Consider the following 14,907-nt stretch of genomic DNA (forward strand, 5'->3'; position numbering starts at 1 on the left):
TCTAACGCGGCCCCTCGAACCGAAAGGGGAGGCGCATGAGCGATTCGAACCGGCAACCCTGGTGGAAAGGCGCCACCATCTATCAGATCTACCCGCGTTCCTTCGCCGACAGCAACGGCGACGGCATCGGCGACCTCAACGGCGTGCTGCGCCATCTCGATTACCTGCAACAGCTGGGCGTCGATGCCCTGTGGTTATCGCCGATCTTCCGCTCGCCGATGGCCGATGCCGGCTACGACATCAGCGACTACTGCGACATCGACCCGTTGTTCGGCTCGCTGGCCGACATCGATCGGCTGATCGCCGAAGCCCATGCCCGCAACATTCGCGTGCTGCTGGACTTCGTGCCCAATCACACCTCAGACGAGCACCCCTGGTTCGTCGAGTCGCGCAGTTCGCGGGACAACCCCAAGCGCGACTGGTATATCTGGCGCGATCAGCCGAACAACTGGCGTGCCGCGCTGGGTGCCGGCAGCGCCTGGACCTGGGACGAGCACACCCAGCAGTACTACCTGCACCTCTTCCTCCCCAAGCAGCCGGACCTCAACTGGCGCAACCCCGAAGTGATCGAGGCGATGCACAACGTACTGCGCTTCTGGCTCGACCGCGGCGTCGACGGCTTTCGTATCGACGTCATCCACTGCACCGGTAAGGATCCGAGCTTCGCCGATGACCCGCGCTGCCAGGCCGGTCAACCGCTCTCGGATTTCAACGATCAACCCTACAGTCATGAAGTGCTCCGCGGTCTGCGCCGCCTGGTAGACAGCTATCCCGGCGACCGCATGCTGGTCGGCGAGGTGAACATCCGTTCCACCGAGCGCGTGCTGCAGTACTACGGCGCCGGCGACGAGCTGCATCTGGCCTTCAACTTCAACCCGCTCGACGCGCCCTGGGACCCGGTGCTGTTTCGCACCTGCATCCGCGAGGTCGAGCACTGGCTGCAACCGGCCGGAGCCTGGCCGACCTGGGTGCTGTCCAACCACGACAACGTGCGCCAGCGCAGTCGGTACAAGGGTTCCGAACAGGCTGCCCGCGCCGCGGCGGTGCTGCTGCTGACGCTGCGCGGCACACCGTTCATCTATCAGGGTGAAGAGTTGGGGCTGGAGGATGCGCTGATCACTGCCGAAACCCGTGTCGATCCGGGTGGCCGCGACGGTTGTCGCGCCCCTATCCCGTGGCAAGCCGAGCCCCCTCACGGATGGACTGGCGCGGAGCCCTGGCTACCTTTCCCACCCGAAGCCGACGAACTGGCGGCGGAGCGACAGACCGGTGCAGCGAACTCCATGTTTGCGCTTTACCAACGGCTGCTGGCAGCACGTAAAGCCAGCCCGGCGCTCCATCACGGTGACTTCGAAGAGCTGCCTTCACATCCCGAAGTGCTGGTTTATCGCCGACGGCTTGGCGACGACTGCCGCCTGGTCTGCATCAACTTCGCCGAACAACCCCACGCCTACCCACACACCGGCAACTGGCGCGTGGAAGTCGCCAGCGACGGGGTCGGCGAAGGCGCGCCCTATGGCGGAACCCTGAACCCGGGGCAAGCCGTCGTCCTGCGTCCAACGGAGAACTGAGCATGCGCCCACTCTGGTACCGCAACGCGGTGATCTATCAGGTCGATCCCGCCCTGTTCCGCGACAGCAATGGCGACGGCTGCGGCGATCTACGCGGCATTGCCGAACGCCTGGACTACATCCGTGGCCTGGGCGCGACGGCGGTGTGGATCATGCCCTGCTACGACTCGCCGTTTCTCGATGCGGGCTACGACGTCACCGATCACCTGCAGATCGCGCCGCGCTTCGGCGATCTCGCCGACATGGTCGCGCTGCTGGAGAAGGCCGAGGAGCTGGGTCTTCACGTCATCGTCGAGCTCTTGGTGCAGCACACATCCATTGAACACAAGTGGTTTCAGGAAGCGCGCCGCGACCGCAACTCGCCCTACCGCGACTATTACATCTGGGCCGACGAGCCAGATGACGCCATGAAGCCGATCTTCCCGACGGTCGAGGACAGCGTCTGGACCTGGGACGAAGAAGCCGGGCAGTACTACCGCCACCTGTTCTACAAGCACGAGCCCGACCTGAACCTGACCAACCCACGCGTGATTCACGAGATCGAACGGATCATGTCGTTCTGGCTGCGCCTGGGCGTCTCGGGATTCCGCATCGACGCGGCCGTGCATATGGTTCGCCAGGCCGGGGGCGGCGACCTGAAGAAAGGCTACTGGCTGCTTGAGCACATGCGCGACTTCGTTACCATGCGCCGGCCGGAAACGGTCCTGCTTGGCGAGATCGACACCGATCCGGAGAAGTACGTCGAATACTTCGGCGACGAGGCCGACCGCGTCACCCTGCTGCTGGACTTCTGGACCAACAACCACCTGTTCCTGGCACTGGCACGGCAACAGGCCGAACCCCTGACTCGCGCGCTCAACGCTCAGCCGCTGCCGCCCAGCCATTCGCAATATGCGTTATGGATTCGCAACCATGACGAACTGAGCCTCGACCGGCTGGACGAGAGCGAGCGCAATGAAGTGATGGATACCTTCGCACCCGACCCGAAGATGCGCGCTTACAACCGCGGCATCCGCCGAAGGCTCGCGCCCATGCTCGACGGTGATGAGCGCCGGATCGCCGCCACCCACGCCCTGCTCTTCTCGTTACCTGGCACGCCGATCATCCGTTACGGCGAAGAGATCGGCATGGGCGACGACATGGAGCGCCCCGAGCGCCAGGCCGTGCGTACGCCGATGCAATGGTCAAACGAGCCCAACGCTGGATTCTCCTGCACCACCGGCGAGCTCGCCGCCCCCTTGATCGATGAAGGCCCTTTCGCCTTCGACAAGATCAATGTGTTCGCCCAAACCCTGCGCAGCGACTCGCTGATGGCGCGCACCGGCAACATGATTCGCACACGGATCGGGCTGCGCGAGATCGGCATTGGAAAGCGTTCTACCGTCGAGGTCGACGACCCAGCCGTCTTTGCCATTCGCCACGACAACGGTTCGACGGTGCTTATGCTGGTCAACCTGGCGGACAAAGAAACCACGGTTGAAATCACAGCGGACGACCTGCAGGACATGGTCGATGTGCTCGCCGACTGCGATTACGACCAACCTGAAGGCGCGCCGCTGAAGATCCGACTAGGGCCGTACGGCTACCGCTGGCTGCGGCGTAAACAGCAACTGTTTGGATGAATGGGATGATTACGCAACTCGATGCGTCTCAGTGGCGCGGCTGGCACGGCGACGATTTTCCCCATGACTGCTGGCGCGTGGCAGGTGACGAACTCCATGCCATCGCCGGCACGCGGCGGATCGATCTGATATCCCGCGAGCGTTACCGCGACTTCGTGCTGCGCCTGGAATTCGCCTTGCCAGTCGCGGGCAATTCCGGGTTGTTCTGTCGCGTCGAAGAAGACGCCAAGCTGAGCTGGCACAGCGGGCCGGAGATGCAACTGCTCGATGACGAAGGCCATCCCGACGGCCGCGAGCCGACGACGCGCAACGGTGCGCTGTACGGGCTGCTACGGCCTGAGCTGGAGACGCCGATCACCGCAGGGCAGTTCATCGAAGCCGCATTGAGCGTGCGTGACGGCGAAGTCGAGCACTGGCTCGGCGGACGCTGCGTGTTGCGCTATCGCCTCGATGACCCTGCATTGCGCGAGCGCATCGCCAACAGCAAATTCAGCGGCTATCCACGCTTTGCCCAGGCTGAGGAAGGGCACGTAGTGATCCAACACCACGGCGAAGCGGCGAGCTTTCGCCGCCTGTCGATAGAAACACCGGACTGAACGGTCCACTTGGACCCGCGCATGGAATTGAGCGAGAATGCGCGGCTTTCCAGGCTGCGGTAAGCAGTGACGAGCGGAAGCAGAATAGAAACGAGCTGGGCGCTCGCCGTATTGGCGCAGCGCCCAACTGGTTTTCAGCACCCCGATTCGTCAGGCAATCCGGGCCACCCACGCTTGAGGAAGCGCGTTTGTGGAACAGCTGAAACAGAAGATTCGCAATGAAGGCATCGTACTGTCCGACCGCGTGCTCAAGGTCGACGCCTTTCTGAACCACCAGATCGATCCCGTGCTGATGCAGCAGATCGGCCAGGAGTTCGCCCGCCGGTTCCGTGATGAGGGCATCACCAAGATCGTCACCATCGAAGCCTCGGGCATCGCTCCGGCAATCATGGCCGGGCTAGAGCTGGGCGTGCCGGTGATTTTCGCCCGCAAGCACCAGTCGCTCACCCTCACCGACCACTTGCTGACCGCCTCGGTTTATTCCTTTACCAAGCAGGTCGAGAGCACCATCGCCATCTCCACTCACCACCTGTCGCCCAGCGACCGGGTGCTGGTCATCGACGATTTTCTCGCCAATGGCAAGGCAGCCAAGGGGCTGATCTCGATCATCGAGCAGGCGGGCGCGAGCATCGCCGGGCTCGGCATCGTCATCGAGAAATCCTTTCAGGCCGGGCGCCGTGAGCTTGAAGAAGCCGGCTTTCGCGTTGAGTCGCTGGCCCGCGTCGCCGCGCTCAGCGATGGCAAGGTCGTTTTCGTCGAATAACCTGGCGACGCCGGGTCACTCCCGGCGCCACAGGCTTACCAGCGCGCCTTGGGTACCGGCGACCGGGTCACTCACTGGCACGCCAACCCGCTCGACCCTTGCACGCGCTTCGGCATGGCTGCCTTCATCGGGCCGCAGCAAGTCGTACTGCTGATCCACCGGATAGCCGCCGACCACCTCGAAGTCCTCGCTGGCGCTCAGCTGGCAATGTCCCGTCCCGGCAGGCAGAACCAGCGCATCACCCGCCTTCACTTCTACCTCCTGACCTTGCTCACCGCCAAGCATCAGGCGCGCCGAGCCGCGGGACACGCCGAGCACTTCATGCGCAGTCGAGTGGTAATGGTGGTAGTCATAGACACCCGCTCGCCACTGGGCTGGCCACAGGTGACTGTTGAACAGGTTTTCGAGCGCGCTGGCGTAATCGGCGTCGGCCAGCGGTAACTGGCGATAGACGAGCACGGGATGTGGACTATTGGGCGTGCGGCCGTCACTGGAAAAGTGCAGCTGCTCGGGCTGTGGAGCGGAACTGGGCATGAGCACCTCGTAGCTGTGCCGTAGGCCAACCGGGTCGGGCCTCGGCAATGATCATGCACCTTCGACCGGGATTCGGCGGGCTTTGCTCCCCCAGAAACGACAAAGCCGCCCGAAGGCGGCTCTGTCAACCCAGCCAGATTACAGGCCAGACATGTGCTTGATGGCGCCAAGCAGCTCGTCATCGGTGCAGTCACCGCAAGTGCCTTTCGGCGGCATGGCGTTGATACCGGAGATGGCTTTGGCTAGCAGGCCGTCGAGGCCGCCTTCCTTGTCGGCGCGAGCCTGCCAAGCGGCAGTGTCACCGACTTTCGGCGAGTCCAGCAGGCCAGTGCCGTGGCAGGCGTTGCAGAACTTGCCGACCACTTCTTCACCGCTGCGGGCACCGCCGCCAGCGGAAGCGGTCGCGGCGCCTGCGGCTGCACACTCTTCACCTTGGATACAGACTTCACCGACCGGCTTGAGTCGCTCGGCGATGGCGTCTTCGTTGGTCGCAGCCTGAGCGCTCATTGCCCACAGGGCCACTACGGCAGTCTGTGCTACCAGGATCTTCTTAATCAGGTTCACCTTACACCCTCATGTGGCTAGACACGCCCGCGGCCACGGTATCGCGAGCGGCGGTCAGTATAGCGGCAGCCGCCCCCGCCGAAAACAACCCATGCCCTGGCGTCCGCCAAGGCGACGCTTTGTCGCAGCGCCGTGCCCTGGCTTAGAAATTGGCAGGGGTGGTCGCGCTGATCAGCCGCGCAGGCGCGTCGAACGGATTGCGAAAACGATGCGGCTTGCTGCTCTCGAAGTAATAGCTGTCGCCGCTTTCGAGCACGTAGGTCTGGCCGCTAACGGTCAGTTCCAGGCGCCCTTCGACGAGCATGCCGGCCTCCTCGCCCTGGTGCGAGAGCATGTCGGTGCCCGTGTCGGCGCCCGGCGGATAGGTCTCGGCGAGAAACGCAATGGCCCGCCCCGGATGGGCTTTGCCGACCAGCTTCATGCTGACCGCCCCGTCGGAAATATCGATCAGTTCGCCGGCCTTGTAGACGACCTGGGTATCGCTGTCCTGATCGAAGTCGGGCGAAAAGAACTCCACGAGGGACATGGGGATACCGCTCAGCACCTTTTTCAGCGAACTGATGGAGGGGCTGACGCTGTTCTTTTCAATCATGGAAATCGTGCTGTTGGTAACGCCTGCACGTTTGGCGAGTTCACGCTGGGACAGGCCCTTGAGCTTGCGGATGGTTTGCAGTCGAACGCCGACGTCCAATACGGGAGCCCCCGATGAAGAGCGGATGATGGAGGCCGCTATGATGGCGAGGGCGTTCAGTATTTTCAACACGCCGGAACGAAATGCCCCGGCGTGCGTGGATTACGTGGGCAGTGCGGCGACGACTGAAAGCTCGACGAGGATTTCCGGCTCGCATAGCTTGGCTTCGACGGTCGCCCGCGCCGGCGCGACGCCCTCCGGCAACCAGCTGTCCCAAACGGCGTTCATGCCGGCGAAGTCGGCGTCGATGTCCTTCAGATAGATAGTCACAGAAAGAATGTGCTGCTTGTCGGTGCCAGCCTCGCCCAGCAGCCGCTCGATGTTCACCAGCGTCTCGCGGGTCTGCTGTTCGATTCCGGCACTCATGTCCTCGCCTACCTGGCCAGCCAGGTACACGGTGTCGCCGTGAATGACGATCTGACTCATCCGTTCGTTAGTGTGCAGGCGCTGTATGGGCATGCTTATGGGGCTCCTTGGTTTTGCCGTAGCGGGAAATATCCAGGCCGTCGGTGCTGATCTGGGTGCGCTTTTTCGCCAGCAGGTCGGCGAGCAGGCGGCCCGAACCGCAGGCCATGGTCCAGCCAAGCGTACCGTGTCCGGTGTTCAAGAACAGGTTTCGGTAGGCAGTGGCGCCGACGATCGGCGTGCCGTCCGGCGTGGCAGGACGCAGGCCCGTCCAGAATTCCGCCTGGCGAGGATCACCGCCCCGAGGAAAGAGATCGCCAACGACCATCTCAAGGGTTTCCCGGCGGCGCGGGTTAAGCGACAGGTCATGCCCGGCGATCTCAGCCATACCGCCGACACGGATGCGCTCGTCGAAGCGAGTAATCGCGACCTTGTAGGTTTCGTCGAGCACGGTGGACACCGGAGCCAGCGCCGAATCAGTGATCGGCACGGTGAGCGAGTAGCCTTTCAGCGGGTACACCGGGACGCGGATGCCGAGCGGCTTGAGCATGGACGAGCTGTAGCTGCCCAGCGCCAGCACGTAGCGGTCGGCCTGCTCCAGCTTGCCATCGATCCACACGCCATCGAGCCGGTCACCGCTGAATTCGAGGTGCTGGATGTTCTGGTTGAAGCGGAACTCCACACCCAGCTCACGCGCCATATCCGCCAGCCGAGTGGTGAACATCTGACAATCGCCGGTCTGGTCGTTGGGCAGACGCAAGGCACCGCTGAGCTTGTCGGCGACCTGCGCCAATGCCGGCTCGGCCCGAGCGACGCCGGCACGGTCGAGCAATTCATAAGGTACGCCGGAGGCTTCCAGCACGGCGATGTCCTTGGCGGCGCTGTCCAGTTGCGCCTGGGTGCGGAACAGCTGTGTGGTGCCGCGCTGCCGGCCTTCGTAGTGGATGCCCGTTTCGGCACGCAGCTCATCAAGGCAATCGCGGCTGTATTCGGACAGGCGCACCATTCGCTCCTTATTCACGGCATAACGCGCCGCCGTGCAATTGCGCAGCATCTGCGCCATCCACAGATACTGTTGCGCGTCACCGGTCAGCTTGATGGCCAGCGGCGCGTGGCGCTGCATCAACCACTTCATGGCTTTGAGCGGCACGCCCGGTGCGGCCCAGGGCGAGGCGTAGCCCGGCGAGACCTGCCCGGCGTTGGCGAAGCTGGTCTCCATCGCTACGGCTGGCTGACGGTCCACCACCACAACGTCAAAACCAGCCCGAGCCAGGTAGTAGGCACTCGTCGTGCCGATCACACCGCTTCCCATCACCAGAACACGCATCGCCGCCTCCCACCCGTTCGCTGCCGGGCTTCTTGAAGTCACTGTTGAGCGGAGTATAGAAAGAGGCCAGCAGTGGATTTCGCTATATAGCGCGCTATATTTGCGAATTATTCACGCTGGAAACGGCTTTCGTGGAGTCGATACGCCTATGAGAACCAAGCATCAGAGCCGACGCGAACTGGACAAGATAGACCGGCAGATCCTTCGCCTACTGCAAGCCGAGGGACGCATGCCTTTCACCGAACTCGGCGAACGCATTGGCCTGTCGACCACGCCGTGCACCGAGCGCGTCCGGCGGCTGGAGCGCGAGGGCATCATCATGGGCTATACCGCGCGGCTCAATCCGCAGCATTTGAAAGGAGGCCTATTGGTTTTCGTGGAGATCAGCCTCGCCTACAAATCCGGCGACATCTTCGAAGAATTCCGCCGCGCCGTGCTCAAGCTGCCGCATGTGCTGGAGTGCCACCTGGTTTCCGGAGACTTCGACTACCTGATCAAGGCGCGCATTTCCGAGATGGCCTCGTACCGAAAACTGCTTGGCGACATCCTGCTCAAGCTGCCGCACGTGCGCGAATCGAAGAGCTACATCGTCATGGAAGAAGTGAAGGAATCACTCGAGCTTCCCGTGCCCGACTGAGCGGGATCCGTTTTGCGTCGCCCGGCCTGCTCGCACTACTCTTGCGGGATCGACTGCATCCGAAGGCCCGCTCATGACCCGGCAATCCGCCACCGCTCGCGACGCCCACGCGCCCTCTTATTACGCCGCCACGCCGAATCGTTCGCTGGACCTGCCGCGCCTTGAAGGCGAGTTGCAGGTCGATGTCTGCATCGTCGGAGGCGGCTTTACGGGCTTGAATACGGCGATCGAACTGGCCGAACGCGGATTAACCGTGGCGCTGCTCGAAGCCCGGCGAATCGGCTGGGGCGCCAGCGGGCGCAATGGCGGGCAATTGATCCGTGGCGTTGGCCATGATGTCGAACAGTTCGCCCCGGTGATCGGCGAGGCTGGGGTCGACGAACTCAAGCGCATGGGCTTCGAGGCGGTAGAGATCGTCCGCGAGCGGATCGAGCGCTACGGCATCGACTGCGACCTGACCTGGGGCTACTGCGACCTCGCAACCAAGCCCCGCCATCTTGTCGCGTTCGACGAAGATCATGCCGATCTGCAGCGTCTGGGCTACCGTCACCCGCTGCGCCGCATCGACCGCGCTGGCCTACACGAGATCATCCGCTCCGACCGTTACCTCGGCGGCCTGCTGGACATGGGGTCCGGCCATCTGCATCCGCTCAACCTCGCTCTCGGCGAGGCGGCAGCCGCTCGATCCCTTGGCGTGCAAGTGTTCGAGCAGTCACCGGCAATGCGCATCGAGTACGGAGATGAGGTCCGGGTGCACTCAAGCCACGGGGCCGTGCGCGCACGGCATCTGGTGCTGGCATGCAACGCCTATCTGGGCGACCTCAACCCATCGCTGGCGGGCAAGGTGCTGCCGGCCGGTAGCTACATCATCGCCACCGAGCCGCTGTCCGAGTCGCTGCAACGCGACTTGCTGCCCGCCAACGCCGCGGTCTGCGACCAGCGCGTGGCGTTGGACTACTTCCGCCTGTCCGCCGATGGCCGGCTCCTGTTCGGCGGCGCCTGCCATTATTCAGGGCGAGACCCAAAGGACATCGGCGCCTACATGCAGCCGAAGATGCTCAGTGTTTTCCCGCAACTGCAGGGCACCCGCATCGAGTACCAATGGGGCGGAATGATCGGCATCGGCGCCAACCGTCTGCCACAGATCGGGCGCCTCGCCGATCAACCGAACGTTTACTACGGCCAGGCGTATTCGGGCCACGGACTGAACGCCACGCACCTGGCCGGGCGGCTCCTGGCCGAAGCCATCAGCGGCCAGGCGCAGGGCCGTTTCGACCTCTTCGCCAAGGTGCCACACCCCACGTTCCCCGGTGGCCAACGGCTGCGCTCACCGCTGCTGGCGCTGGGCATGCTCTGGTATCGGCTCAAGGACCTGTTCTGAATTCCGCCGCTGCGTTGACGTCCAATTGCCAGGAACCTGGGCAGAAACGGAGTCAACGTGCACATGCGCCTGCTGCTGATCGCAGTACTGTTGCTGTCGGGCTGCGCCGGGCAGCTCCCACCGGCACCGCTGTCCTACGCGCTGCCGGCGACTGCTTCCACTCTCGCTGACCACCTCGATGACCTCGCCGCGCAGCAGCCCAAGGGCCAGTCGGGCTTTCGGCTGCTGCCCTCGAGCGCCGATGCCTTCGCTGCGCGAATAAAGATGATCCGCCGCGCCCAGACGAGCTTGGATGTGCAGTACTACATCGTCCATGACGGGCTAAGCACCCGGGCGCTGGTGGACGAGATGATCCGCGCCGCGGACCGTGGCGTCAGGGTCAGGCTGCTGCTCGATGACACCACCAGCGACGGTAACGACTACCAGATCGCCACACTCGCCGCGCACCCGAACATCCACGTCCGGGTGTTCAATCCATTGCGCGTCGGGCGCAGCAACATCGTCACCCGTTCGCTCGGTCGCCTGCTGCATCTTTCGCTGCAGCATCGGCGCATGCACAACAAGCTGATGCTTGCCGACACAAGCCTGGCGATCGTCGGCGGGCGCAATCTTGGCGACGAATACTTCGATGCCAAGCCAGGGCTCAACTTCACCGATATCGACCTGATGGCCGCCGGCCCGGTCGCCCGGCAACTGGGCACCAGCTTCGACGAGTACTGGAACCACAGGCTCAGCGTGCCGATTCAGCACTTCCTCAGCCGGCCGCCCACAGCGCAAGACCTGGACGAAGTGCGCCGAGGGCTAACCGCCTATCTCGACGACCAGCGCCAACGCGACACGGCGCGTTACCGCCAATTGATGGCTGAACCGCAGCACCTGAATCTGGACGACTGGTTCGACGATCTGACCTGGGCGCCTGCCGAGGCCCTCTGGGATCACCCCGACAAGGTCATCTCCCCGGGTGTGCCGGATGAAAAGCTCCTACTGACCACCCGCCTGCAGCCGCACATGGATGCGGTCGAGCACGAGATGACACTGATCTCGGCCTATTTCGTTCCAACTGAAACGGGCGTTGCCTATCTCGCTGGGCACGCGGAAAAGGGTGTCGCCGTCCGCGTGCTGACCAACTCACTGGAGGCCACCGACGTGCCCGTCGTGCATGGCGGGTACGCGCCCTACCGCAAACCGTTGCTCGAGGCCGGGGTCCGGCTGTTCGAACTGCGCCGACAGCCGGACCAGGAAACCTCCTACAACCTGAGCGGTAGTTCCGAATCGAGCCTGCACAGCAAGGCCGCTGTGTTCGATCAGCAGCAGGTCTTTCTCGGCTCGCTGAACTTCGATCCACGCTCGATTCTCTGGAACACCGAGGTGGGCATCCTCGTCGACAGCCCGGAATTGGCCCGCGAGGTCCAGCGGCTCACCTTCGAAGGCACCTCGCCGGCCGTCAGCTACGAGGTACGCCTGGCCGGCGACGAGGGTAACCGACAGCTGATCTGGATCGCCGAGGATGAAGGCCGGCAGCACGTGCTGACCCGTGAGCCGGGTGGCGCCTGGCGCCGGTTCAATGCGTGGATCAGCCGGGTAATCGGCCTTGAGCGAATGCTCTGAGCGACCGCCAACGCCAGCCTTGGTTTCGTGACGCTTTGGCCAAGATAGGCCGGTGAACCGCCGTTTCGCCTGATTTCATTCTTTGGTGTGATAGCTCGCCCACCGCGACTGACTAGGCTGGAGCGGTGATGCCGGCCACCGGCACCGGCTCTATAAGAATAAAAAGGAGCACGACATGCATCATCGCAAATGGATATGGATGGTGACGCTGCTGATTGGCTGCATTCCCGCGCTGATCAACCCGGCACAGGCCCAATCGTTCACCGCACTCGAAAGCATGCAGATTCACGCCAATCGCGCTACCAGCAGCTTGTTGCTATACCGCGGTGAAGGTTTCCAGAAGGCGCACCTGGCGCGCATGGAGCAGGACCTGCAAGCCTTGTCCGCCGCTATCGTGGCCTTCCCTGGCGCCAATGGCGAACTCGTCGAACGTCACCAGGCGCTACAGGCCATCCTGCGCGAAGGCGCCGGCTTCGGCCGCGAAGAAGATGACGTGCCCTGGGGCTGGACGCTGCAGATGAGCAAGGCGCTGCGCGACTTCCTGACAGCCGTGCGCAGCCAACAAGGTGCCGATGCACATGCTGAGCTGCCGGCCAAGGTCGAGTACCTGACTGTGCAATACCTCAGCCGAGCCTATGTCGGCTCGTTCGAAACCGCGCGGGAGCAGCCCGAAACCTATCTGGGCCAGGACGAGCGGCGCCTGGTGCCGGCCATCGATGCGCAATTGGCCGAGCTCGACGGAAAAGCCGATCCTGCGGTCGCCAAACTCAAGGCCCGCTGGGGCTTTCTCAAGGTCGCCCTGGAAGACATGAACAGCGGCAACAACAGCTTCAACACCGCATCCGGCCGCCCTTTCGCCCCGATCATGGTCGACCGCCACGCGCGGGGCCTCAGTGAACAGTGGATGGCGCTGGCTCGTTGATCATCGCTGAGGGTCGGGTCCAAGCGGGCGCTGGCGCATCCGCGCCGGCCCGACCCGTGCTTCGATGGCGTGGCGCAACGGCTCCCTCAGGCCCAGCATGAATCCTAATTCGGCAGCGACGAACAGCGGTCCGATGATCAGCCCGGTCAGGTCGTCTACGAATGCCGGCTTGCGGCCCTCGTAGTAATGCCCGACGAACTGGATCGCCCAGCCGACCAGGAACAGTCCCAGTCCCGCCCCGAACCAGACAGCTGTCGGCTTCTGCGCCAACCCGGCACCCACCCAGACAAACAGCGCCAGCACGAGCGCCATGAGCACGGCATAGCGCAGATCCAGCCGCAGATAGAAGAGAACCGCCAGCCCCGACACCATTACTGCCGGGCTGAACCAGAAGCCGAGCAGATCGGCGCCAGGTCTGGACAGCAAAATCGCCACCGCGAGCACGATCATCGGAATGCCGATGAAATGGCTGAATAGATTGCGCGGATCCCGATGGTAGGCGGCGTACTGCGCAAGGTGGTCGGTAAGAGTCTTCATGGGGGCGCACTCCGGTTGGCCTGCCATCGAGTGTAGCCAGCCGCACCCAGCTGGCCATCGCCGCGCCCGGCCAAATGACAGGGCGCTTGCGCCATGTCAGGGCTCGGGGCGGTAGCCCAGGCGCAACCCGCCCCAATGCCGCCCGCGCACAATGATGGGCACAGAGATGTCGTGCATCAGCTCGCCGGTGTCGCGGCTGTAGGTCTGCAGCAGCACCTTGCGCTCATGGCTGCCGCAGCGCCGGCCGGTGCGGTCGTTGAATAGGCGTTTGCTGCGGCTGCGGACCCGATCGACCGCCGGATCGCCCGTTGGGGGCTGACTGAAGGCGCGGTTGTGCGTCGGCACATAGCCGTCCGGGGTGGTGGCGATGGCATAGACCAGCGCCTCGTTTCGCCCGAGCAGCGGTTCCTGAATGTCCGGCAGCACCTGATCGGCATAACGGTCGAAGCGGGTGTGGTAGCGCACCGGGTCGGTGCCAGGCTGAGCCTGGTAGTTGCGGTCGAACAGGTCCTCGACGGTCAGCCGGCCGGCGTCCAGGTCCGCCTCGAAGCGCGCCGCGATGGCTGCCGCGCCGTCACGCGCCAGGTCGAAGACACGCTGGTGATAATCGTCGAGCTGCACCTCTGCGAGCTGCTCGCTGACGGCCTCGGCCTGGCCGACAAGGGTTTCCGCCGCCTGCTCGAGTTGGCGAGTCTGCGCCTCGCTGTCCAATGCGTCGCTGCGCAGTTGCTCGATCGCCACGAACTGCTGCGCCAGCCGTTCGTGGTTGCTGGCGGTCCCGGCGGTGATATCGGCGACCTGCGACTCGACGTCACCAGCGAGTTCGGCGATGCCGGTCAGCTGGCTGCCGGTGGCTGCAATCTGTTGCGCCGCCTCGTCGAGCGCCTCTGCCTGGCGATGGATGTAGCTGACCACCGCCTGGCTCTGCTCGCGAATGTCGCTGACCATCCGCCCTACTTCTTCCGTCGCGCTGCTCGTGCGCCCGGCGAGGTTGCGGACCTCATCGGCCACAACGGCAAAGCCGCGCCCCGCCTCGCCCGCCCGCGCCGCCTCGATGGCGGCGTTGAGGGCGAGCAGGTTGGTCTGGCTGGCGATGGACTGGATCACATCGGTGATCTGGCGGATCTCTTCGGTGCGGGCCGACAGCCCATCCAGCAACGCCCGGCTGGACTGCGTCTGCGCACTCAGCTGCTGCATCCGCTCGATGGCGCGCAGCAGCTCGGCGCGGCCGGTGTCGCTGCTGGCACGCACGGCCTGGGCGGCGTCGAGGGCATGCCGCGCACGGTCTGCGCTGTGCTGTTCCGTCTCGGTCATGGCTTGCGCGCCACCGGCAATCTCACTGATCGCCGTCAACTGTGACTTCAACCGTGCCGCCAGTTGCTCGGCACTAAAGGAGACCTGCGCAGCAGACAGGGCGTTGTGACAGGTGTGGCGCGACAGGCTACGGCTCAGGTCGGCGAAACTCTCCGGCGCGCCAGCCTCGGCCGACGCCTGCGGCAACGCCCGCCAGGGCCCAAGCCACGGCACGAGCGCTGCCAGCAGAAGCAGGCACGCGGTCAAGTAGAGGGGCATCTCCAGCCAGGCATGGGCCAGCATGAGCATGAACAGGGCGCTTGCATGCAACAGGCAAGCGCCTGGATGACGGCGAAAGGAAGGGCGCATGGATGGCCTCTTGTTGTCGTCGGTGAAGGTCGTCTTGTAGCACCACTTCCCGACGGCAGCAGCCGTCCATTGGTCGCAGGGCAGCCA

General features: G+C 64.0%; 15 protein-coding genes. 8 read left to right on the forward strand and 7 right to left on the reverse strand.

Features of this window, described 5'->3' with window-relative positions:
- The first annotated feature begins 35 nt into the window (after positions 1-35).
- The 4 genes from M1D78_RS18760 to xpt all read left to right on the forward strand — a co-directional run bounded on the left by M1D78_RS18760 (position 36) and on the right by xpt (position 4,552).
- Entirely contained in the window at positions 36-1,571 is a 1,536-nt protein-coding gene (locus M1D78_RS18760; RefSeq protein ID WP_437421472.1) for an alpha-amylase family glycosyl hydrolase, read from the forward strand.
- 2 nt (positions 1,572-1,573) lie between these two features.
- Entirely contained in the window at positions 1,574-3,193 is a 1,620-nt protein-coding gene (locus tag M1D78_RS18765; protein ID WP_437421473.1) for an alpha-amylase family protein, read from the forward strand.
- Positions 3,194-3,198: 5 nt separating this feature from the next.
- Positions 3,199-3,789 (forward strand): 3-keto-disaccharide hydrolase, encoded by a 591-nt coding sequence (locus M1D78_RS18770; RefSeq protein ID WP_437421474.1) that lies wholly within the window; start codon positions 3,199-3,201, stop codon positions 3,787-3,789.
- A 190-nt stretch (positions 3,790-3,979) separates the two neighbouring features.
- The gene (gene xpt / locus M1D78_RS18775) at positions 3,980-4,552 is read left to right on the forward strand and encodes a xanthine phosphoribosyltransferase (protein WP_437421475.1); all 573 of its coding nucleotides are present in this window, start codon (positions 3,980-3,982) and stop codon (positions 4,550-4,552) included.
- Between the two features lie 15 nt (positions 4,553-4,567).
- Here the strand turns inward: xpt and M1D78_RS18780 are convergent, their stop codons facing one another.
- The 5 genes from M1D78_RS18780 to dadA all read right to left on the reverse strand — a co-directional run bounded on the left by M1D78_RS18780 (position 4,568) and on the right by dadA (position 8,073).
- Positions 4,568-5,086, reverse strand: coding sequence for a cupin domain-containing protein (locus M1D78_RS18780; RefSeq protein ID WP_437421476.1), 519 nt, complete (start codon positions 5,084-5,086; stop codon positions 4,568-4,570).
- Between the two features lie 138 nt (positions 5,087-5,224).
- Positions 5,225-5,650, reverse strand: a complete 426-nt coding sequence (locus M1D78_RS18785) for a c-type cytochrome (protein WP_437421477.1) — start codon at positions 5,648-5,650, stop codon at positions 5,225-5,227.
- 142 nt (positions 5,651-5,792) lie between these two features.
- A complete protein-coding gene (locus M1D78_RS18790) occupies positions 5,793-6,341 on the reverse strand; it encodes a cupin domain-containing protein (RefSeq protein WP_457933158.1) in 549 nt (182 codons plus the stop codon).
- A gap of 102 nt (positions 6,342-6,443) precedes the next feature.
- Positions 6,444-6,800 carry a RidA family protein gene (locus M1D78_RS18795; protein ID WP_437421479.1) on the reverse strand — a complete coding sequence of 119 codons (357 nt, stop codon included), beginning with the start codon at positions 6,798-6,800 and terminating at the stop codon, positions 6,444-6,446.
- Complete coding sequence (gene dadA, locus M1D78_RS18800; RefSeq protein ID WP_437421480.1) at positions 6,775-8,073, reverse strand: D-amino acid dehydrogenase; 1,299 nt, start codon at positions 8,071-8,073, stop codon at positions 6,775-6,777. The genes M1D78_RS18795 and dadA overlap by 26 nt, the downstream gene beginning before the upstream one ends.
- Before the next feature lie 148 nt (positions 8,074-8,221).
- On the opposite strand from dadA, the gene M1D78_RS18805 reads away from it, so the two are divergent.
- From M1D78_RS18805 to M1D78_RS18820, 4 genes are all read left to right on the forward strand, one after another.
- Positions 8,222-8,710, forward strand: a complete 489-nt coding sequence (locus M1D78_RS18805) for an Lrp/AsnC ligand binding domain-containing protein (RefSeq protein ID WP_243606810.1) — start codon at positions 8,222-8,224, stop codon at positions 8,708-8,710.
- Positions 8,711-8,783: 73 nt separating this feature from the next.
- On the forward strand, positions 8,784-10,091 hold the full coding sequence (locus M1D78_RS18810; protein WP_437421481.1) for an NAD(P)/FAD-dependent oxidoreductase: 1,308 nt from the start codon (positions 8,784-8,786) through the stop codon (positions 10,089-10,091).
- A gap of 63 nt (positions 10,092-10,154) precedes the next feature.
- Positions 10,155-11,699 carry a phospholipase D family protein gene (locus M1D78_RS18815; protein WP_437421482.1) on the forward strand — a complete coding sequence of 515 codons (1,545 nt, stop codon included), beginning with the start codon at positions 10,155-10,157 and terminating at the stop codon, positions 11,697-11,699.
- 175 nt (positions 11,700-11,874) lie between these two features.
- Entirely contained in the window at positions 11,875-12,621 is a 747-nt protein-coding gene (locus tag M1D78_RS18820; RefSeq protein WP_437421483.1) for a hypothetical protein, read from the forward strand.
- Here M1D78_RS18820 and M1D78_RS18825 read toward each other — a convergent pair whose 3' ends face one another.
- Both M1D78_RS18825 and M1D78_RS18830 read right to left on the reverse strand, forming a co-directional pair.
- Positions 12,622-13,158: an Mpo1 family 2-hydroxy fatty acid dioxygenase gene (locus M1D78_RS18825; RefSeq protein WP_437421484.1), complete on the reverse strand. Its 537-nt coding sequence runs from the start codon at positions 13,156-13,158 to the stop codon at positions 12,622-12,624.
- Positions 13,159-13,254: 96 nt separating this feature from the next.
- A complete protein-coding gene (locus tag M1D78_RS18830; protein ID WP_437421485.1) occupies positions 13,255-14,820 on the reverse strand; it encodes a methyl-accepting chemotaxis protein in 1,566 nt (521 codons plus the stop codon).
- Positions 14,821-14,907 lie beyond the last annotated feature (87 nt).

The sequence above is a fragment of the Pseudomonas sp. SA195 genome, assembly GCF_054131565.1.